Here is a 19,888-nt window from a genome sequence, read left to right as displayed (position 1 = left end):
TGTTCGCGGACGTCCTCGGCAGTGTGCCCGTCGGTCCGGGCCACGGGCGAGCGGATTACCCCGCCCGCGCGACCGGGACGGCTCGATCAGGCCGACGCGACCGGGACGACGCGGCCGGGGCGACGGGCCGACCGACAGTTTCGATTGTCTTGACAAATTTATTTGTCGGTCGCAGCATGGAGACATGCTCGACGTCGCCGTGATCGAAGAACCCGCCGCGGCCGAGGCCTCCCTGGACCCGATCAGGTCCCGGATCCTCGCCGCCCTGGCCGAGCCGGGGTCGGCCGCCATGCTGGCCGCCCGGCTCGGGCTGCCGCGACAGAAGGTCAACTACCACCTCAAGGAGCTCGAACGGCATGCGCTCGTCGAGCTCGTCGAGGAGCGGCGCAAGGGCAACGTCACCGAGCGGGTGTACCGCGCCACCGCCGCCTCCTACGTCATCTCGCCGAGCGCGCTGGCGGCCGTGAGCCCGGATCCCTCCCGGGCGCCGGACCAGCTCTCCGCCCGCTGGCTGCTGGCGCTCGGCTCCCGGCTGGTCCAGGAGGTGGGGGCGCTGCTGTCCGGCGCCTCCAGAGCCGGGAGGCGCGTGGCCACCTTCGGCATCGACGCGGAGGTGCGCTTCGCCTCCGCCGGCGACCGGGGTGCCTTCGCCGAGGAGTTGGCCGAGGCGGTGGCCGAGCTGGTCGGCCGCTACCACGACGAGGCCGCCCCGGGGGGCCGCAGCCATCGGCTGGTCGTCGGGCTGCACCAGATACCCGGCAGGCCGGGCGGAGAAACGACAGCACCTGAGCCCCCGACAGCACCGGAGTCCCCGACGGGACAGGAGAACCGACGATGACCCATCCGTTCGAGATCGAGCTGGAGACGAGCCTGCCGGCGAGCCCGGAACAGGTCTGGGAGGCGATCGCCACCGGACCGGGGATCGACTCCTGGTTCATGGGCCGCAACCAGGTCGAGCCCCGCACCGGCGGGGTCGCCGCCATGGAGACCGGAGGGCAGCGGGTCGAGGCGCTGATCACCGGCTACGAGCCGGGCAAGCGCTTCGCCATCCGCACCGAGCCCGCCGAGGACGGCCGGTTCATGGCCTTCGAGTACCTGATCGAGGGGCGTGACGGCGGCAGCACCGTGCTCCGCCTGGTCCACAGCGGGCTGCTCGGCGACGACTGGCAGGACGAGTACGACGCGCTGCGCCGCGGCTGGCCGTTCCACCTGCACACCCTGCGCGAGTACCTGGCGCACTTCCGCGGCCGCACCGCCGCGCCGGTGTTCGTCTTCGCGCCGACCGGTGACCGGTCGCCGCAGGACGTCCGGGCGGCGCTCGTCCGCGGTCTGTCGTTGCCGACGCCGGTCGCCACGGGCGCCCGCGCGCACGGCGGCCCCGCAGAGCTGCCGGTCCTGGACGGCGAGGTCGTCTGGGCCGACGACGAACGCTTCGAGATCCGTGCCGCCGACGCGATCTGCACCTTCCACCAGGGACCGGGCGTCGTGCTCGGCTCCCACCACCTCTTCGCGCCGGGCACCGACCCGGACCTGGCCGAGAGCGCCTGGCAGCAGTGGCTGACCGGCCTGCTCGGCTGACCCGCACCGCTGTGACCCACGACGAAGGAACCCCTATGCGCACCCTGATCAGCACCGCCTTCATCTCCCTCGACGGCGTGGTGGAGGCCCCCGGCGGCGAGCCGGGCTACCGCAACTCCGGCTGGACCTTCAAGGAGGTCGAGTTCGTGCCCGAGGCCTTCGAGATCAAGGGGCGGGAGCAGGAGGAGGCGACCGCCGTCCTCCTGGGCCGGGTCAGCTACCAGGCCTTCAGTCCGGTGTGGCCGGACATGCCGGAGTTCGCGCGGTACCGGACGCTGCCCAAGTACGTCGTCTCCACCACGCTCACCGACGCCGACCTGGTCTCCGACTGGGGCGAGACCACGATCCTGCGTTCGGTCGACGAGGTCGCCGCCCTCAAGGAGACCGAGGGCGGCCCGATCATCGTCCACGGCAGCGCCTCGCTCAACCACGCCCTCTCGGACGCCGGTCTGATCGACCGTTACCACCTGCTGGTCTACCCGTTGCTGCTCGGCGCGGGGAAGCGCCTGTTCAGCACCACGGACAAGGACACCCAGAAGCTGAAGCTGGTCGAGCACGAGACCTACTCCAACGGCCTGCAGAAGAACGTCTTCGACGTCGTCCGCTGACGGACCCGGCGGGGGAGTCCGGTCGGTCACCGCTCCCGCAGCAGCCCGTCCCGCTCCTCGTAGCGCGCGCCGGTCGAGGGGCACTCCCAGATCCCGGGGTGCCCCTCGACGGCGACGAGCCTGGCGCCGGCCCGGCCCACCCAACCGATGCGGCGGGCCGGGACCCCGGCCACCAGGGCGAAGGGCGGCACGTCGCGGGTGACCACCGCGCCCGCGGCGACCAGCGCCCAGCGGCCGACCCTGACCGGGGCCACGCACACCGAGCGCGCGCCGAGCGACGCGCCCTCCTCGACCACCACGGCCACGGCCTCCCAGTCCTCGCCGCGCTTGAGCTTGCCCTCCGGCGTGACGGAGCGGGGGAAGTGGTCGTTGGTCAGCACCGCGGCCGGGCCGACGAAGACCCCGTCGCCCAGCACGGCCGGCTCGTAGACCAGCGCGTGGTTCTGCAGCTTGACCCGCTCGCCCAGTCGGACGCCGGGACCGACGTAGGCGCCTCGGCCGATGATGCACTCGCGGCCGAGCACGGCCTTCTCGCGGATCTGGGCCAGGTCCCAGACCGTGGTGCCGTCGCCGACCTCGGCGGACGGGTCGACCTGGGCGGTGGCGCGGACACTGACGGAGTCGCTCATGGAGGGGCCTCTCGAACGCGGAGCGGGCGGACGGGTCGGAGCGGTCGGGCGGGTCGGGCGGATCGGGTGGGCTCAGGAACGACTGCTCTCGTCCCGCAGCCAGGTGTCGAAGTCCCCCGCGCGGACCGCGCGGCGCGCGGCGCGGCGGGCGAGGACGGCCGTGGCGGCGAAGACCACGACCGAGGGCAGCAACCGCGGCTCCGCCCGCACCAGGGCGCGCAGGTCGCCCAGTCCGGTGCGGGCCTGGCCTGCGGCGTCGCCCTCGGCGGCCACGCCGTTGCTGCGCTGATGGTGCTCCAGTTGCGCGGTGGACGTCATCGCCCTGATGCGACGACGCATCAGATCCGGCCAGCTGCGCGGAGGCTGGATGACCACGTGGGCGTCCTCCGCGACCCGGCGTTCCTCGGCCCTGAACGCGAGAGAGAAGGCCAGGTCATCGGCCATCAGCTCGGGCAGCGCGGCGAGCCTGGCATGGCCCGCTTCGGACACCGCCAGGACCCCTCGACCGAACAGGCTCTGACGAACCGTCGGCAGGCGCAGCCAGACCCGGTAGAAGGCCCGGACCCGCCAGTCGCTCGCGGCCAGCGGCAGCTCCCGCTCGGGGGCCGCGGCCAGGATGCCGGGGGTGTCCAGCGCCGCCGCCACGCGCCGCGCGTCGGCCCCGGAGAGGACCACGTCGGCGTCCACGTAGAGCCGGGGGAAGGTCAGCGCGTGTTCGTCCCCGGCTCTCAACGCCCAGTGCTTGGAAGGCTTCTCGAGTTCCACCACGCGCACGGCCGGGCCGTGCCCGCGGGCCGCCTCGGCGGTGCCGTCGCTGCAGCCGTTGCAGACGACGACGATGTCGAGTCCGTCGGGCCCGTCGGCCAGCAGCGCGTCGAGCAGTCGGCCGATGACTCGCTCCTCGTTGTGCGCGGGGATGACCAGGCTGATGTCTTCACGAGTCACATACGTCACCACCGCAGTATGGCCAGATCTTGCGCCACCGGAATCGTGAACTATCGGATTCTTTCCCGCGCTTGTTCCCCGATGGTCTAGATTGCTGCGCGAGCGGCGGCAAAGGCGGGGTTTACCTGTCCTTGACCGTTTCCGGTCTCCCAGGGGGTGGGGGACCGCCGAGACTCCTCTGCATCGATGCGGCAGGGCGTGTTCGGGCTTCGGCACCACTTTTGCACGACCTCTTGCACGGCGACAGATCGACTAGTTCGGCCAGTTCGGATGTGACAGACGCGGGCTGAGGCGGTAGCCGGAAACCCGGGGGGGTGCATGATCGTCGGACCGATTACGCACGGGCACCAACACACCAACCGCTCCCACGGGAGCGCACGACGGAGACGCAGGCTGCGCACCTATCGGCGCACCCTGCTGATCGCGGACGCCATGGCCGCCCTGGCGGCAGGGCTGCTGATCCATGGTCAGCACCGGCACTGGGCCCTGGTCCTGGGCCTGCCGCCGGCCTGGCTCTTCGCCATGGGCGCCTACCGGGCCTACGACACCGAGACGCTCGGCGCCGGGGTCGAGGAGTTCCGGCGGGTGCTGCGCGGCGCCGTGGCGCTGCCGGCCGTCGCCGTCAGCTGCTACTGGATGGTGCTGCGGGACGACGAGTTCCTGCACTCCATGATGCTGGCCGCGGTCCCGGTCGCGCTGGCCGCGGTGCTGGTGCGGCTGCTGCTGCGCCGCCGGCTGCTGCGGCGTTTCGCCGCCGAGCGGCGGCACCGGGTCGCGGTCGTGGTCGGCTCGGCCGAGGGCGTGCTGCAACTGCTGCCGCGGCTGGGGGCGGCGCCTGGCGGCGCCCTGAGCGTGGCCGGCGTCTGCTTGGCCGACCCGGAGAAGGCCGCGGCGCTGGGCCCGTGGGAGGCGCGGGTGTGGGGCGGGCTGCACGAGCTGACCACCGCCCTGCACGACACCGACTGCGGCACCGTCGTCGTCGTTCCCGGCCCGCAGATCGGCGCGGCCGAGATGCGGCGGCTCTCCTGGAGCGCCGCCGCGGCCGGGGCGGACTTCCTGGTCGCGCCCCTGCTCACCGACGTGGCCGCGTCGCGGCTCTCGGTGCGGGTGGCCGACGGCATGGCGCTGATCGGCGTCCGCGCGCCCCAGCTGGGCCGCGGCGCCAGGCTGCCCACCGAGATCGTCGAACGGTCGCTGGCCGCGGTGATGCTGATCGCGCTGGCCCCGCTGCTGCTGGCCGTCTCCCTGGTGGTGCGGATGGACAGCGCGGGCCCCGCCCTGTTCCGGCAGCGCCGGGTGGGCCAGTACGGCAACCACTTCACCATGTACAAGTTCCGCACCATGCACCAGGACGCGGAGCAGCGCAGGGCGAAGCTGGAGCAGCTCAACCAGAACGACGACGGGCTGCTGTTCAAGATCAAGGCCGATCCGCGGATCACCAGGGTCGGCACGGTGCTGCGGCGCTACTCGATCGACGAACTGCCGCAGCTGATCAACGTGGTGGCGGGACACATGTCGCTGGTCGGCCCGCGTCCCTCGCTGCCCGCGGAGGCGGACGGCTACACCAACGAGATGCGGCGGCGGCTGCTGGTGAAGCCGGGACTCACCGGTCTGTGGCAGGTCAGCGGCCGGTCCGACCTGCCCTGGGAGGAGGCCGTCCGGCTGGACCTCTCCTACGTGGACAACTGGTCCGTCGCGCTGGACGCGGACATCCTGCGGCGCACGGGCCCGGCCGTGGTGCGCGGGACCGGGGCGTACTGATGACGGGGGACCACTGATGCGGCACACGCAGAGTTCATCACCGACGAGGGGGACCGCACGGATGGCGCGGAGCGAGCAGCAGGACGCGGCCGAGGGCACGCGGGAGCGACCGGACGGACCGCTCGGCGTGGCCGTGGTCGGGGCCGGCTACTGGGGGCCGAACCTGGTTCGCAATTTCCAGGCCTCCGACCGGTTCCGGCTGCGTCGGCTGTGCGACCTGGACCTGGAGCGGGCCCGGCGGGTGCTGGGCGGCTACTCCACCGTCCAGGCCACCGACGACCTGGCCGAGGTGCTGGCGGACCCGGAGATCGACGCCGTGGCGGTGGCCACCCCGGCGGGCACCCACCTCGACGTCGCCCTGGCCGCGCTGCGCGCCGGCAAGCACGTGCTGGTGGAGAAGCCGCTCGCGGCCACCTACGCCGACGGGCTGCGGCTGGTCGAGGAGGCCGAGGAGCGCGGGCTCACCCTGATGTGCGACCACACCTACTGCTACACCCCGGCGGTGGCCAGGATCCGCGAACTGGTCCTGGGCGGCGAGCTGGGCGAGCTGCACTACGTGGACTCGGTGCGGATCAACCTCGGCCTGGTGCAGAAGGACGTCGACGTGCTGTGGGACCTGGCCCCGCACGACCTGTCCATCCTGGACTTCATCCTGCCCGAGCACGTGCGGCCGGTCGCCGTCGCCGCCCACGGCGCCGACCCGATCGGCGCCGGCCAGGCCTGCATCGGCTACCTGACGCTCCAGCTGAGCACCGGCGCCATCGCCCACGTGCACGTCAACTGGCTCTCCCCGACCAAGGTCCGCACCACCATGGTGGGCGGCGCCAAGCGGACCCTGGTCTGGGACGACCTCAACCCGGCGCAGCGCATCGCCCTCTTCGACCGCGGGGTCGACCTGGCCACGCCGCAGGAGATCGGCGCGGAGGAGCGGCGGGACATGCTCGTCTCCTACCGCACCGGCGACATGGTCGCCCCGGCGCTGACCGAGCGGGAGGCGCTGCGGTCCATGGTCGAGGAGTTCGCCGACGCCATCACCACCGGCCGTCCGCCGCTCACCGACGGCCGGGCAGGGCTGCGGGTGCTGGACATCCTCGAGGCGGCCTCGCGCAGCCTCGCCTTCCACGGAGCGGTCGTCGGTCTGCGCACCGGCCACTGACCGCTCCGTCCGTAGTTCCTACGTTCATCAGCTAGCAAGGGAAAGCGACTTGGGCACCGTACGCGGCAAGCAGATCCTGGTGACGGGCGGAGCGGGCACCATCGGCTCGAACCTGGTCGACCTGCTGGTGCAGGAGGGGGCGGGCAAGGTCACCGTCCTCGACAACTTCGTGCGCGGGCGGATGGCCAACCTGGCCGCCGCCCTGCCGAGCGGCGTGGTGGAGGTCGTCGAGGGCGACATCCGCGACGCGGACTTGGTCCGCAAGGTCACCGAGGGGGCCGAGCTGGTCTTCCACCTCGCGGCCATCCGGATCACCCAGTGCGCGGAGGAGCCGCGGCTGGCCAACGAGGTCATGGTCGACGGCACCTTCAACGTGGTCGAGGCCGCCGCGCAGGCGGGCGTCGGCAAGGTCGTCGCCTCCTCGTCGGCCTCGGTCTACGGACTCGCGGAGACCTTCCCGACCACCGAACGGCACCACCCCTACAACAACGACACCTTCTACGGGGCGGCCAAGGCCTTCAACGAGGGGATGCTGCGCAGTTTCCACGCCATGTACGGGCTGGACTACGTGGCGCTGCGCTACTTCAACGTCTACGGGCCGCGGATGGACATCCACGGCCTCTACACCGAGGTGCTGATCCGCTGGATGGAGCGGATCGAGGCGGGCGAGCCCCCGCTGATCCTCGGCGACGGCACCCAGACCATGGACTTCGTCGACGTGCGGGACATCGCCAGGGCGAACCTGCTGGCCGCGGAGTCCGAGCTGACCGACGAGGTCTTCAACGTCGCCAGCGGCTCCGAGACCAGCCTGCGCGAGCTGGCCCTCGGCCTGCTGGAGGCGATGGGCGCGGAGGGCCTGGAGCCGGTGCACGGCCCGGCCCGCGCGGTCAACGGGGTCACCCGGCGCCTGGCGGAGGTCGAGAACAGCGCGCGGCGGCTCGGCTTCCGCGCCGAGATCGACCTGCGCACCGGCCTGTCCGACCTGGTCTCCTGGTGGCGGGCCGAGCGCCTGGCCGACGCGCAGGAGGCGGGCCGATGAGCGCGGGCGCTCCGGCGGCGGAGGCGGGGGAGGACCGGATACCGGTCATGATCCCGTGGCTCGGCGAGGAGGAGGCGCAGGCCGCCGCCGAGGCGGTCCGCTCCGGCTGGGTCGCCCAGGGGCCGCGCGTCGCCGCCTTCGAGCAGGCGTTCGCGGAGCGGGTCGGCGCGGGACACGGCGTCGCCGTCAGCTCCTGCACGACCGCGCTGCACCTGTGCCTGGTCGCGCTGGGCCTCGGCCCCGGCGACGAGGTGGTCGTGCCCTCCCTGTCCTTCATCGCCACCGCGAACGCGGTGCGCTACGTGGGCGCTGAGCCGGTCTTCGCCGACGTGGACCTCGCCACCGGCAACCTGACCGCGGAGACGATCGCCGCCGTGCGCACCGAACGCACCCGCGCGGTGGTCCTGGTGCACCAGGGCGGCGTGCCCGCCGACGTCGAGAGCGTGCGGAAGGCCTGCGCCCAGTGGGACGCGGCGGTCGTCGAGGACGCGGCCTGCGCGATCGGGGCGACCGTGGCCGGGGGCCCGGTCGGCGCGGGCGCGCTGCTCGCGGCCTGGTCCTTCCACCCCCGCAAGGTGATCACCACCGGCGAGGGCGGGATGGTCACCACCGACGACGCCGAGGTCGCCGCCAGGCTCCGGCGGCTGCGCGAGCACGGCATGAACGCCTCCGCCGCGCAGCGCCACGCCAGCCGCACGCCGGTGCTGGAGCAGTACCTTGAGGTCGGCTTCAACTACCGGATGACCGACATCCAGGCCGCCGTCGGCCTGGTCCAGTTGGGCAGGCTCGACGAGGTGGTGGCCCGGCGGAGGGCCCTGGCGGCGCGCTACGACGCGCTGCTGGCGGAGGCGGCGCCGGCGCTGCGTCCGGTCCGCGACCCCGCTCACGGGACGACGACCTTCCAGTCCTACTGGGTGCTGCCGCAGGACGGCTGGCCGCAGGGCCGGGACGCCGTGCTGGCCGGACTGGCCGAGGCCGGGATCTCGGCGCGGCGCGGCATCATGGCCTCGCACCTGGAGCCCGCCTATGCGGGCCACCCGCATGCGGAGCTGCCGGTCACCGAGCGGATCACCCGCGACTCGCTGATCCTGCCGCTCTTCCACACCATGACGGAGCAGCAGCAGGACCGCGTGGTCGCGGCGCTGGCCCGCGAGGTGCGGCGGTGAAGGGCCTGCTGCTCGTCGGCGCGGGCGGCTTCGCGCGGGAGACCGCGCAGGCCGCGCGCGACGCGTACGGCCCCGACGCGGTCCTGGGCCACCTGGACGACGACCCCTCCCGCCACGGTGGCGAGGTCGACGGCGTCCCGGTTCTGGGCGGCAGCGAGCTGGTCCACGCGCATCCGGACGCGCCGGTGGTGATCTGCGTCGGCAACCCGAGCGACTGGGCGGGCCGGGCCCGCCTGGTCCGCCGCCTGGGGCTGCCGGAGCACCGCTACGGCACGGTCGTCCACCCCACGGCGGCGGTGGCGGGCAGCGCGCGGGTCGGTCCCGGCTCGGTCCTGCTGGCGCACTGCGCCTTGACGGCGTCGGTACGGGTGGGCGCGCACGTCGCCGTCATGCCGCAGGTCGTGCTGACGCACGACGACGTCGTCGGCGACTTCGCCACGCTCGCGTCGGGCGTCCGCCTGGGCGGCGGCGTGGACGTGGGCGCGGGCGCGTACGTGGGCGCGGGAGCGCTGGTCCGCGAGGGCGTGATGGTCGGGGCCTGGTCCCAACTGGGGTTGGGCTCCATGTTGCTGGAGTCGTTGCCGCCGGGGGAGATCTGGGTCGGCAGTCCGGCCAGGAAGCTCCGACCTGTGCCGGAAAGTGTTCGAGCGGAGCTGCACCTGCACGACCTGGGGCGCGGGGAACCGCGCGCCGAGCCACCCACCTAGGTGGCGGACCGAGCGTGCCGGGCCGTCCGCATGTCAGTGGTCGACCGCGCACGCAGCTGATCAACCACCGCCACGTGCCCCAGGAAGTGGCAACGTCCCTCTCAGAAGTCAGGAGTCCAGTTCCATGGAGCAGATCCCCCTCGTCGATCTCGGCGCGGCGCATGCCGAGGTCGCCGACGAGATCCGGGCCGGGTTCGACCGCGTGCTCGCGGCCACCGCGTTCGTCGGGGGTGAGGAGGTCGCCGCGTTCGAGCGGGAGTACGCCGCGTTCGGCGGGGTCTCGCACTGCGTCGGCGTCGCCAACGGCACCGACGCGGTGGAGCTCGCCCTGCGCGCCGCAGGCGTCACCGTGGGCGACGAGGTGGTGCTGCCCGCGAACACGTTCATCGCGACCGCCGGGGCCGTCGCCCGGATCGGCGCGGTGCCGGTGCTGGTGGACTGCCTGCCGGAGAGCTTCCTGATCGACCCGGACGCGGCCCTCGCCGCCGTCGGTCCGGCCACGCGGGCCGTCGTGCCGGTGCACCTGTACGGGCAGCTCGCGCCCGCCGCGGAGCTCGCCGCCGCGCTGCCGGACGGGGTGCGCGTGGTGGAGGACGCGGCGCAGAGCCAGGGGGCGAGCCGGAACGGGCGGACGCCCGGCGTCGGCGGGATCGCCGCGACCAGCTTCTACCCCGGCAAGAACCTCGGCGCCTACGGCGACGCCGGCGCCGTGCTCACCGACGACCCCGACCTCGCCGCGCGGGTGCGCCTGCTGGCGAACCACGGCAGCGCGGCCAAGTACCGCCACGACATCGCCGGATTCAACAGCCGGCTCGACGGCCTCCAGGCCGTCGTGCTGCGGGCCAAGCTGGCCCGCCTCGGCGGCTGGAACCAGGCGCGCAGGGACGCCGCCGCCCGCTACCGGGAGCTGCTGGGCGAGCTCGCGGCCGCCGGACGGGTGGTGCTGCCGGAGGTCGCCGAGGGCAACGAGCACGTCTGGCACCTCTACGTGGTGCGGGTCCCCGGCGCCGACCGTGACGCCGTGGTCGGCAAGCTGAACGCGGCCGGCATCGGCGCGGCCATCCACTACCCGACTCCTGTCCATCTCACGGCCGCCTTCGCCCACCTGGGCCTTGGACGCGGCTCCTTCCCCGAGGCCGAGCGCGCGGCGGAGGAGATCCTCTCGCTGCCGCTCCACCCGCAGCTCACCGCCGACCAGCAGCAGCGCGTCGTCGACGCACTGGCCGGCGCTCTGGGCTGACGGGAGAACGCACCACCGCACCACCACCGAGGAGAACTGGTCACGCGACGCCGCAGGGCGTCGTCACCGCGGACGGCGTCAGGGCCCTGACGCCGGTTCCGTGTTTCGCGAGCTGAACTGCTGTACCCCCGGGGAACCCATGAAAAGCACCGTCACGAACCACCGACAACTCTCCGTCCGATCCCGTGTCCGACTCGGCCTGCTCGCCGTCCTGGCGCTGATAGCAGGTGTGCTGCTGCCTCTCACCCTCGGCTCCGCCGCGCACGCGGTCGACCCGTGCGGGACCGGCTCCAACCCGATCACCTGTGAGAACTCCAAGACCGGCACGCCGATGTCGGACTGGTTCTCCCCGAACGCCTGGGGCGACATCCAGGGGTTCTCCACACAGGAGAGCGTGACCGCAGGCTCCACCATCCAGTTCAAGATCCAGTCGCCGGTCTCCTACCACGTCGAGATCTACCGGCTCGGCTGGTACGGCGGCGACGGCGCCCGCGAGATGTCCACGGCCGCCCAGGCCGCGCAGACCTACTCGGCCAACTACACGACCAAGGCCGCCTCCTGTGCGACCGTCAGCAGCACCGGACTGGTGGACTGCGGCAGTTGGCCGGTCACCGCGAGCTGGACGGTGCCGAGTGACGCGGTCTCCGGCCTCTACATCGCGAACTTCGACCAGTCCGACGGCAACGGCCTGATGCCCTACCCGTTCGTGGTCCGTGACGACTCCAGCCACTCGGGTCTGGTCGTGCAGACCTCCGACCAGACCTGGCAGGCCTACAACATGTGGGGCGGCCAGAACCTCTACCAGGGCAACGGGCCCGCGCCCGACGGCCGCGCCTACCAGGTCAGCTACAACCGTCCGCTGGACATCGGCGGCGACAACGGCGTCTACGGCTCCGAGTTCGAGATGATCTCGTGGCTGGAGCGGAACGGCTACGACGTCAGCTACCTCTCCGGGCTCGACGTGTCCACCAACGGTTCGCTGCTGCTCAACCACAAGGTCTTCATGTCCTCGGGGCACGACGAGTACTGGAACCAGGCGCAGTGGAACAACGTCCTCGCCGCCCGCAAGGCCGGGGTCAACGAGGCGTTCTTCAGCGGCAACGAGGTCTTCTGGAAGACCCGCCTGGCGCCCAGCATCGACGGGACCAACACGCCGAACCGGACCATGGTCAGCTACAAGATGACCAAGCTCGAGTTCCCGACCCCCGACGGCGTCGCGGACCCGAGCGGCACCTGGACCGGCACCTGGATGGACCCGGCCAGCGCCAACTACAACCAGCCCTACCAGCCGGAGAACCAGCTGACCGGCTCCCTGTTCCAGGTCAACGGCTACCGCAGCGACGCGATCACCGTGCCGGGCGCCTACGCCAAGATGCGGCTCTGGCGGAACACCTCCGTCGCCAACCTCACCCCCTCGCAGACCGCCGTCTTCCCGACCGGGACCCTCGGCTACGAGTGGGACAGCGACGTGCCCGACGCCTCACGACCCAGCGGTGAGATCGACCTCTCCTCGACGACGGTCGACGTCACCAACGGCACCCTGCGCCTGGACTGGGGCAACAACTACGGCAACGGGACGGCCACGCACAGCCTGGTGGAGTTCCGCGACCCGACCTCGCACGCGCTCGTCTTCGGCTCGGCCACCGTCCAGTGGTCCTGGGGTCTGACCAACGTGCCGACCACCGGCACGCCCACGGTCACCGAGGACGCCCGGATGCAGCAGGCCACCGTCAACATCCTGGCCGACATGGGTCTGCAGCCGGTCACGCTGCAGAGCAACCTCGTCGCCGCCGCAGCCTCGACGGACACCGTCGGCCCGACCGTCACGGTGACCAGCCCGTCCTCCGGCAGCACCGTGCCGGCGCTGAAGCCGATCACGGTCACGGGCACCGCGGCCGACAACGGCGGGGGCGTCGTCGCCCGCGTCGAGGTCTCCACCGACGGCGGCGCCACCTGGAACCAGGCCACCGGGCTGACGTCCTGGAGCTACAGCTGGACGCCGACCGCCCAGGGTTCGGCGCAGATCCAGGTCCGCGCCGAGGACGACAGCGTCAACACCGGCGCGGTCGCCTCCGTGCCGCTCACCGTCGGGCCGCAGCAGTGCCCGTGCACCGTCTGGCCCGCCAGCGCGGTGCCGGGAACGGTCAACGGCGGCGACGGCAGCGCGCTCGAACTGGGCGTGAAGTTCCAGACCAGCGCCCCCGGTTCGGTCACCGGCGTCCGCTTCTACAAGTCCACCGCCAACACCGGCACGCACCTGGGCAACCTGTGGACCGCGAGCGGCCAGCTGCTGGCTACCGGGACGTTCACCAACGAGACGGCCTCCGGCTGGCAGCAGCTGAACTTCCCCTCGCCGGTGCCGGTCAAGGCCAACACCACCTATGTCGCCTCCTACTTCGCACCCAACGGCGGCTACTCGTACGACGGCGGCTACTTCAGCAGCCAGGCCGCGGGCCTCGCACCGCTGACCGCGCTGCAGAGCGGCGGCGCCTCGGGCGGCAACGGCGTCTACCACTACGGCTCGACCAGCGCCTTCCCCTCCACGGCGTCCAGCGGCAGCAACTACTGGGTGGACGTGGTGCTCGACACCTCGACGGCCAGCACCACGCCGCCTTCGGTGACCGCGAAGTCGCCCACCTCAGGGGCGGCCGGCGTCTCCATCACCAGCCCGGTGTCGGCGACGTTCAACGAGAGCATCGACCAGAGCACGCTGGCCTTCACCGTCAAGGACCCGAGCGGCACCGCCGTCCCCGGCACCGCCGCGGTGACCTCCGGCAACGTGGCGACGTTCACGCCGTCCACGCAGCTCGCGCTGAACAGGGTCTACACGGCCTCGGTCCAGGTCTCGGACCTGTGGGGCAACGCCATGGCCGCCCCGGTCAGCTGGACCTTCACCACCAGCTCGACGCCGCCGGCCACCAGCTGTCCCTGTGCCCTGTGGCCGTCGACCACCGTGCCGGGCACCACGGACGTGACCGCCGACCCCAACTCCCTTGAGCTGGGCGCCCGCTTCCAGGCCGCCGTGGTGGGCAACGTCACCGGCGTCACCTTCTACAAGGGGACCGGCAACACCGGCACCCACACCGGCAGCCTCTGGTCCGCCTCGGGCAGCCTGCTGGCGACCGGCACCTTCACCAACGAGTCCGCCACGGGCTGGCAGACGCTGACCTTCACCACTCCGGTCGCGATCACCGCGGGTACCACCTACGTGGTCTCGTACCACGCGCCCAACGGCAACTACGCGGTGAACGAGAGCTACTTCACCGGCGCCCACCTGGCCTACCCGCTGACCGCGCCCGCCGACGCGAACGGCGCTCCCAACGGCGTCTACGCCTACGGCAGCACCTCCGCGTTCCCCAGCGGTTCCGCGGGATCCGCCAACTACTGGGTCAGCCCGGTCTTCTCGCCGAGCGCCACCATGGGCGCGGCGGCCAGGACGGCGGTCGGGGCGGCGGTGGCGAAACTGCCGACGTCCTCGCCCAGCGGACTGGTGCTCTCGGCGGCCCCGCTCTCCGGCTCCGGCCGGGGAGCGAAGACCACCGGGCCGAACCGGATCGTGGACGCGGCGCACCCGCTCACCGCGACCCTGCCCGCGGCCACGGACCCGGCCCACATCGACGCGGACATCAGCACCACTCCGTCCGTCGGCGACTGGCCGGACGACGACAGCTACACCGCCGTCGTCGGCTACGACCCGGCCACCCACAAGGTGAGCCTCCGTCCGGCCGCGCCGCTGGCCTACGGAGTCGTCTACCGGATCACCCTGACCGCCGAGGACAGGCACGGGCACACCGTGGCCACCCGCACCTGGCTGCTGCGCACCGGTTACCCGCGACCGCACCTGCCGCACCACCCGCGGCTCAACTCGGTGTTCTTCCCGCCGTTCGCCCGGTTCCCTGGCTGGGTCCCCGGACGCCTGGAGCCCACGGTCGGGGTCAGGACCCTGATCTGAGCACGCCGCACCACTGAATGATCCCGTCCGTTCCGACCCACCGGGCGGCGGGGAGACCGGCCCTCGCGCCGGCCTCCCCGCCGCCCGGGGATTGGCCCCACCTCCATGAGCAGCGTCAGCGTCGTCATCCCCTGCTACAAGTACGGCCACTACCTGGAGGACTGCGTCCGCAGCGTGCTCGACGAGCAACCCGGCGTGGACGTACGGGTGCTGATCATCGACGACGCCTCACCCGACGACTCCGCCGAGACCGCCCGCAAGCTCGCCGGCGGGGACGACCGCATCGAGGTCCGCGTGCACGAGCGGAACCGCGGGCACATCGCCACCTACAACGAGGGCCTGCTGGAGTGGGCCGACGGCGACTACTGCGCGCTGCTCTCCGCCGACGACCGGCTGGTGCCCGGCGCGCTCACCAGGGCGGCCGCCCTGCTGGACGCCCACCCCGAGGCCGGCTTCGCCTACGGCCGCCCGATCCACTTCCAGCACGGCCTCCCCCTGCCCGCCGCCCGCGCCGGCAGCGGCGGTCGGATCGTCTATCCCGGGCACTGGTGGCTGGAGCGCCGCTTCCGTGAGGGCACCGGCTGCATCACCTCGCCCGAGGTGGTGGTGCGCACCTCGCTCCAGCGCCAGGTCGGCGGCTACGACCCGGAACTGCCCCACGCGGGCGACATCGAGATGTGGATGCGACTGGCCGCCCACGCCGACGTCGGCTACGTCAGCGGCGCCGACCAGGCGTACTACCGGGTCCACGGCCAGAACATGTCCACCACCGACTTCGGCGGCCAGCTGGACGACCTGCGCCAGCGCCTGGTGGCCTACGACTCGGCGCTGGCCAAGTGCGGCGAGCTGCTGCCCGACGCCGACCGGCTGGCCGCGACCGTCCGCCGCCGGCTGGCCCGCTACGCGCTGCGGCGCGCCTACCGCGCCTACGACCGCGGGCGCACCGACGTGGTGCCCGTCGACGAGCTGGTCGACTTCGCCCGAGCCTGCACGCCCGACGCGGACGCGCTGCCGGAGTTCCGCGCGCTGCGGCTGCGCCGCCTGGTCGGCGCCCGCACCATGCCCTACCTGCAGCCGCTGGTCCTTTCCGCGGTGTACGACCGGGGCCGGGAGTGGCTGTGGTGGCGGTCCTGGAAGCGCCGGGGACTGTGAGCCGCCGGACCGTGGCCGGGGCGTTCCGCCGGGCCTCAGGCGGGCGCGGGCAGCGCCCGTCGGCGCCGGGCCCGGCCGAGCAGCCAGCGGTCGGTCCACAGGGCCGCCGCCGTTCCGCCGAAGGCGCCCGACAGCGCCACGCCCACCAGGCCGCGGCTCTTGGTGCCGCTCAGCAGCGCGGCGTTGGGCGGCACCAGCACCGACACCGTCATCCGGGACGCCTGCGGCACGTGCTCGCCGTCCTGCAACCGGTCGACGTGCGCCGCGTACACCTCGACGATGCGGCGTGCCGCCGCGTCCGCCGCGTCCGGACTCGGCTGCTCGGTGGTGATCTGCAGCGAGGGGATCAGGTACTGCGGCGTGGCGTTCGTGCCGCTGTTGCGCGGCGCCAGGGCGTAGGTGCCGTGCACCCCGGCCGCCGCGAGCTCTGCCTGCCCGGCGGGCGTGCCGAGTTGCTGGACCACGTCGTACGAGACGGTCGCCAGCGTGGGCTGGAGGTTGGCCAGCTGGTTCGGCTGGTTCCCGGTGACCGGCGGCTTGAGCACGACGACGGCCGAGGCCCGGTAGACCTCGGTGGGCTTCAGCACGTGGTACGCCCCGGCAGCGGTCAGCAGCAGGGCGAGCAGCAGCACGTACCAGCGTCGGACCAGGGCACTGACGAACGCTTCGGGCGTCACGGGCTGTCCTTCCGTCAGGTCCGATACTGCCAGCCGCTCTTGACCGCACGCCACATGATCCGTGAGTCTGATGGTCCTGATCGGGACCGCCGGGGGGAGCGCCGACAGTGAGCCTGGCCGAGATCCTGGCGACCCTGCGCCGACGCTGGTACCTGGTGGTGCCGATCTGTGTGCTGAGCCTGCTCGCCGGCGGCTACCTGTACCGCACGGTGCCCGTCATCTACGAGTCGGAGAGCTCGATCAGCCTCCTGGACTCCACCGGTGTCGCCAGGCTCGCGCCGACCTTCGGCAACCCGATCTCCAACGCGGGCGGTCCGCTCATCGTCACCGCCGACGTGCTGATCCGCACGCTGCAGTCCGCCGACGCGGCCCACTCGCTCCAGGAACTGGGTGTCACCGACACCTACAAGGTGGGCTTCGCGGCCGACGCCCCGGGACCGCTGCTCACCCTCAGCGTGACCGGCGTCGGCAAGACCCGGGTGCTGGACGAGACGGCCGCGCTCACCCGCTTCGCCGGGCAGCAGCTGCGGGCCCTCCAGCTGCAGGCGGCCGTGCCCGCGGCGTTCCAGGTGCAGTCCGCGCCGGTCGTGCTGCCGCAGCAGCCGGTCTCGCAGTTCAAGACGAAGCTGCAGGACGTGGCGGGGACGATCATCGTCGGCTTCACGGTCGCGTTCCTCTTGGCCTTCGTGGTCGACTCCTTCGCCCGGGCCCGTCGCCTGCGGCGCGGTGAGGAGCCCGACGCCCCGCCGCTGCCGGTGGCGCCGCCGGCTCCCGCCCGCCGCGGACTGCTGCACCGGCCGCTGGACGCGACCGCGGTGCTCACCGTCTACCTCTGCCTGGCGCTGTTCATCCCCTCCAACCTGGCGGTGCCCGCACTGGGCGGTGTGGGGACGCCCGCGAACGTCTTCGCGCTGCTGGGGCTGCTCTGGTTCCTGGCGTCCTGGCTGGGTGGCCGGATCACCGCCCCGGCCGGGACCCGCTCGGCGCGGCTGGCCATGTGCGTGCTGTCGGCGGCCGTACTGCTCAGCTACATCGCCGACGCGGCCCGCGACAGCTCGCACGAGGAGCAGCTGGGCGCCGACCGGGGCGTGATCGCGCTGCTGGTCTGGGTCGGCCTGGTCGTGCTCACCACGGCGGGGATGCACGACCGCAGCCGGCTCGAGGTGCTGATGCGCCGTCTGGTCCTGCTCGGCGCCGTCGTCGCCGCCATCGGGTACTACGACTTCTTCTCCGGGACCAACATCGCCGACTCGATCCAGATCCCCGGGCTGAACGCGAGCGTGTCCGGCATCGAGGCGATGAACCGCGGCGACTTCGTCCGGCCCCGCTCCCTGACCGCGCAGCCGCTGGAGTTCGGCGGGATGCTGGCGATCCTGCTGCCCTTCGCGATCCAGCAGGCCCTGGACCCGAGCCGGCCCGGCGGCAGGCTGCGGCGCTGGGTTCCCGCCGCCGTCATCGGCGGGGCGCTGCCGCTGACCGTCTCGCGCACCTCGATCATCGGCGTGGCGCTGGTGCTGCTGGTGATGGTGCCGCGCTGGAAGCCGCAACGGCGCTGGACCGCGATCGCGGTGATGCTGGGCGCGGTGGCGGGCTTCAAGGTGGTCATCCCCGGGCTCATCGGGACGCTCACCAACCTGTTCAGCTCGTTCCTGAGCAACTCCGACAGCAGTACCCAGACCCGCACCGTCAAGTACGCCGAGATCCTGCCCTACCTGGAACAACGCCCGCTGTTCGGGCGTGGCTTCGGCACCTTCACACCCGACCTGTACTTCTTCACGGACAACCAGTACATGCTGATCGCCGCCGAGATGGGCGCGTTGGGCGTGATCGCGCTGCTGGTCCTCTGCTTCACCGGCATCCACCAGGGCGGCGCGATCCGGCGGCTCGCCCGCACCGACGCCGACCGGGAGCTGGGTCAGGCGTACCTCGCCACCGCCGTGGTCACCCTCGTCATCGCCGCGACGTTCGACGCACTCAGTTTCCCGATGTTCGCCGGCATCTTCTTCGTCACCCTGGGCACCGGCGCCAGCCACCTGGGCTTCCTGCGCCGCGACCACGCCGCGGCGGAGCAGGCGGCGGCGCGTCGGCCCGCCGCCGCGGCCGTGGCGTCCCCGCCCGTCCCCGTGCCCGTTCTGGAGGCCACCCGATGACCATCGACCAGCAGTCCTTCGCCACCCCGCGAGCGGCGGCGGGGAGCACCGTCGGCGGCCAGGTCGTCGTGATCGCGGTGACCTGGAACAGCGCCGCCGTGCTGCCCGGATTCCTGGCGGCGCTGCCCGAGGGGATGGCCGGCCTCGACGACTGGCGCCTGGTCGTGGCGGACAACGCCTCGGCCGACGACACCGTCGCCGTGCTCCGGGAGCTGGCCCCACGGGCCGAGGTGGTGCAGACTGGCCGCAACGCCGGCTACGCGGCCGGCCTCAACGCCGCACTGGCCGCCTGCGACCCGGCGGCCACCAGGGCGGTGCTGGTGTGCAACCCCGACGTGCGGATGCGTCCCGGCTGCGCCCGGGCGCTCGTCGAGGCCCTGGACGCGCCGCAGCCCGACGGTTCGCGCACCGGCATCGCGGTCCCGGTGCTGAGGGAGGAGGACGACGCGCTCTTCCCCTCGCTGCGCCGCGAGCCGAGCGTGGCCAGGGCCTTCGGCGAGGCGGTGCTCGGCAACCGCCGGGCGGGGCGCTTCCGGCGCTGGGGCGAGATGATCACCGACCCGGCGGCGTACACCCGGCCGACCCGCGCGGACTGGGCGGGCGGCGCGCTGATGGTGCTGTCCAGGAGCTGTCTCGACGCCTGCGGACCGTGGAACGAGTCGTTCTTCCTCTACTCCGAGGAGACCGAGTACTGCCTGCGCGCCAAGGACCTGGGCTACGCCACCTGCCTGGCGCCGGAGGCGACCGCCGTGCACCTGGGTGGCGACTCCCGGGTCTCCGCCCGGCTCTGGACGCTGCTCACCCTCAACCGGGTGCGGCTGTTCCGGCTGCGGCACGGAGCCGCGGCCACCGCGGCGTTCCGCGCCGGCGTACTGCTGCGCGAGGGATCCAGGGCCCTGCTCGGCCGCGGACCCAGCAGGGCGGCCGCGGCCGCCCTGCTCAGCCCGTCCCGACTGGCGGAGAAGCCCGGCCCCTGACCCCGCGCCGCCGCCGTGCGGTCGACCTGGGCGGGTTGCCGGAGTGCGACGGGGTGCGGGCGTCGGCCCGGCTGCCCGTGGCCTTCGGCCGACCGGCCATCGCCCGCGTCCTGCGCGCGGCGTGGTCTGCCGCAGCCGCACACCGCGTGGG

The 19,888-nt window shown here is 72.8% G+C and carries 16 protein-coding genes; 13 read left to right on the top strand and 3 right to left on the bottom strand.

Translation table 11 applies throughout. The features are described from left to right. The first annotated feature begins 184 nt into the window (after positions 1-184). From BS83_RS32880 to BS83_RS32870, 3 genes are read left to right on the top strand one after another with little or no spacing between them, the layout of a single operon-like run. A complete protein-coding gene (locus tag BS83_RS32880) occupies positions 185-838 on the top strand; it encodes a winged helix-turn-helix domain-containing protein (protein ID WP_051944460.1) in 654 nt (217 codons plus the stop codon). Then, entirely contained in the window at positions 835-1,578 is a 744-nt protein-coding gene (locus tag BS83_RS32875) for an SRPBCC family protein (protein ID WP_037607076.1), read from the top strand. Before BS83_RS32880 ends, BS83_RS32875 begins: the two co-directional genes overlap by 4 nt. 35 nt (positions 1,579-1,613) lie before the next feature. Next, positions 1,614-2,186, top strand: coding sequence for a dihydrofolate reductase family protein (locus BS83_RS32870; protein WP_037607074.1), 573 nt, complete (start codon positions 1,614-1,616; stop codon positions 2,184-2,186). Between the two features lie 26 nt (positions 2,187-2,212). Here BS83_RS32870 and BS83_RS32865 read toward each other — a convergent pair whose 3' ends face one another. Then, on the bottom strand, positions 2,213-2,815 hold the full coding sequence (locus BS83_RS32865; protein ID WP_037607072.1) for an acyltransferase: 603 nt from the start codon (positions 2,813-2,815) through the stop codon (positions 2,213-2,215). Positions 2,816-2,887: 72 nt separating this feature from the next. Continuing rightward, entirely contained in the window at positions 2,888-3,760 is an 873-nt protein-coding gene (locus BS83_RS32860) for a glycosyltransferase (protein ID WP_232248571.1), read from the bottom strand. A gap of 318 nt (positions 3,761-4,078) precedes the next feature. On the opposite strand from BS83_RS32860, the gene BS83_RS32855 reads away from it, so the two are divergent. The 8 genes from BS83_RS32855 to BS83_RS32820 all read left to right on the top strand — a co-directional run bounded on the left by BS83_RS32855 (position 4,079) and on the right by BS83_RS32820 (position 15,933). Continuing rightward, positions 4,079-5,521 (top strand): exopolysaccharide biosynthesis polyprenyl glycosylphosphotransferase, encoded by a 1,443-nt coding sequence (locus BS83_RS32855; RefSeq protein ID WP_063774272.1) that lies wholly within the window; start codon positions 4,079-4,081, stop codon positions 5,519-5,521. Positions 5,522-5,582: 61 nt separating this feature from the next. Then, positions 5,583-6,677: a Gfo/Idh/MocA family protein gene (locus tag BS83_RS32850; protein WP_051944459.1), complete on the top strand. Its 1,095-nt coding sequence runs from the start codon at positions 5,583-5,585 to the stop codon at positions 6,675-6,677. A 49-nt stretch (positions 6,678-6,726) separates the two neighbouring features. Then, positions 6,727-7,716 (top strand): NAD-dependent epimerase/dehydratase family protein, encoded by a 990-nt coding sequence (locus BS83_RS32845; protein ID WP_037607071.1) that lies wholly within the window; start codon positions 6,727-6,729, stop codon positions 7,714-7,716. Then, positions 7,713-8,882 (top strand): DegT/DnrJ/EryC1/StrS family aminotransferase, encoded by a 1,170-nt coding sequence (locus BS83_RS32840; protein ID WP_198035358.1) that lies wholly within the window; start codon positions 7,713-7,715, stop codon positions 8,880-8,882. Before BS83_RS32845 ends, BS83_RS32840 begins: the two co-directional genes overlap by 4 nt. After that, the gene (locus tag BS83_RS32835) at positions 8,879-9,589 is read left to right on the top strand and encodes a NeuD/PglB/VioB family sugar acetyltransferase (protein ID WP_051944458.1); all 711 of its coding nucleotides are present in this window, start codon (positions 8,879-8,881) and stop codon (positions 9,587-9,589) included. The genes BS83_RS32840 and BS83_RS32835 overlap by 4 nt, the downstream gene beginning before the upstream one ends. Positions 9,590-9,713: 124 nt before the next feature. Beyond that, entirely contained in the window at positions 9,714-10,829 is a 1,116-nt protein-coding gene (locus BS83_RS32830; RefSeq protein ID WP_037607070.1) for a DegT/DnrJ/EryC1/StrS family aminotransferase, read from the top strand. A 139-nt stretch (positions 10,830-10,968) separates the two neighbouring features. Continuing rightward, entirely contained in the window at positions 10,969-14,781 is a 3,813-nt protein-coding gene (locus BS83_RS32825; protein ID WP_063774271.1) for a DUF4082 domain-containing protein, read from the top strand. Positions 14,782-14,886: 105 nt separating this feature from the next. Beyond that, positions 14,887-15,933 (top strand): glycosyltransferase family 2 protein, encoded by a 1,047-nt coding sequence (locus BS83_RS32820; protein WP_037607069.1) that lies wholly within the window; start codon positions 14,887-14,889, stop codon positions 15,931-15,933. Between the two features lie 35 nt (positions 15,934-15,968). On the opposite strand, the gene BS83_RS32815 is transcribed toward BS83_RS32820, so the two are convergent. Next, the gene (locus BS83_RS32815) at positions 15,969-16,610 is read right to left on the bottom strand and encodes a hypothetical protein (RefSeq protein ID WP_037607068.1); all 642 of its coding nucleotides are present in this window, start codon (positions 16,608-16,610) and stop codon (positions 15,969-15,971) included. A gap of 107 nt (positions 16,611-16,717) precedes the next feature. On the opposite strand from BS83_RS32815, the gene BS83_RS32810 reads away from it, so the two are divergent. After that, a complete protein-coding gene (locus BS83_RS32810; RefSeq protein WP_051944457.1) occupies positions 16,718-18,760 on the top strand; it encodes an O-antigen ligase family protein in 2,043 nt (680 codons plus the stop codon). Next, entirely contained in the window at positions 18,757-19,737 is a 981-nt protein-coding gene (locus tag BS83_RS32805) for a glycosyltransferase family 2 protein (protein ID WP_084714507.1), read from the top strand. The genes BS83_RS32810 and BS83_RS32805 overlap by 4 nt, the downstream gene beginning before the upstream one ends. The last annotated feature ends 151 nt before the right edge of the window (positions 19,738-19,888 follow it).

This window comes from Streptacidiphilus rugosus AM-16, from assembly GCF_000744655.1.
GTDB classification, from domain to species: domain Bacteria; phylum Actinomycetota; class Actinomycetes; order Streptomycetales; family Streptomycetaceae; genus Streptacidiphilus; species Streptacidiphilus rugosus.
The sequence above is the reverse complement of the archived record's forward strand: the minus strand, read 5'-3'. Positions and strand labels throughout refer to the sequence as shown.

What these genes read in the sequence shown, in the direction of transcription:
- BS83_RS32865 (WP_037607072.1), bottom strand. Translation starts at nt 2,815, where the DNA reads ATGAGCGACTCCGTCAGTGTCCGCGCCACCGCCCAGGTCGACCCGTCC.
- BS83_RS32825 (WP_063774271.1), top strand. Translation starts at nt 10,969, where the DNA reads ATGAAAAGCACCGTCACGAACCACCGACAACTCTCCGTCCGATCCCGT.
- BS83_RS32830 (WP_037607070.1), top strand. Translation starts at nt 9,714, where the DNA reads ATGGAGCAGATCCCCCTCGTCGATCTCGGCGCGGCGCATGCCGAGGTC.
- BS83_RS32805 (WP_084714507.1), top strand. Translation starts at nt 18,757, where the DNA reads ATGACCATCGACCAGCAGTCCTTCGCCACCCCGCGAGCGGCGGCGGGG.
- BS83_RS32855 (WP_063774272.1), top strand. Translation starts at nt 4,079, where the DNA reads ATGATCGTCGGACCGATTACGCACGGGCACCAACACACCAACCGCTCC.
- BS83_RS32875 (WP_037607076.1), top strand. Translation starts at nt 835, where the DNA reads ATGACCCATCCGTTCGAGATCGAGCTGGAGACGAGCCTGCCGGCGAGC.
- BS83_RS32880 (WP_051944460.1), top strand. Translation starts at nt 185, where the DNA reads ATGCTCGACGTCGCCGTGATCGAAGAACCCGCCGCGGCCGAGGCCTCC.
- BS83_RS32850 (WP_051944459.1), top strand. Translation starts at nt 5,583, where the DNA reads ATGGCGCGGAGCGAGCAGCAGGACGCGGCCGAGGGCACGCGGGAGCGA.
- BS83_RS32840 (WP_198035358.1), top strand. Translation starts at nt 7,713, where the DNA reads ATGAGCGCGGGCGCTCCGGCGGCGGAGGCGGGGGAGGACCGGATACCG.
- BS83_RS32870 (WP_037607074.1), top strand. Translation starts at nt 1,614, where the DNA reads ATGCGCACCCTGATCAGCACCGCCTTCATCTCCCTCGACGGCGTGGTG.
- BS83_RS32820 (WP_037607069.1), top strand. Translation starts at nt 14,887, where the DNA reads ATGAGCAGCGTCAGCGTCGTCATCCCCTGCTACAAGTACGGCCACTAC.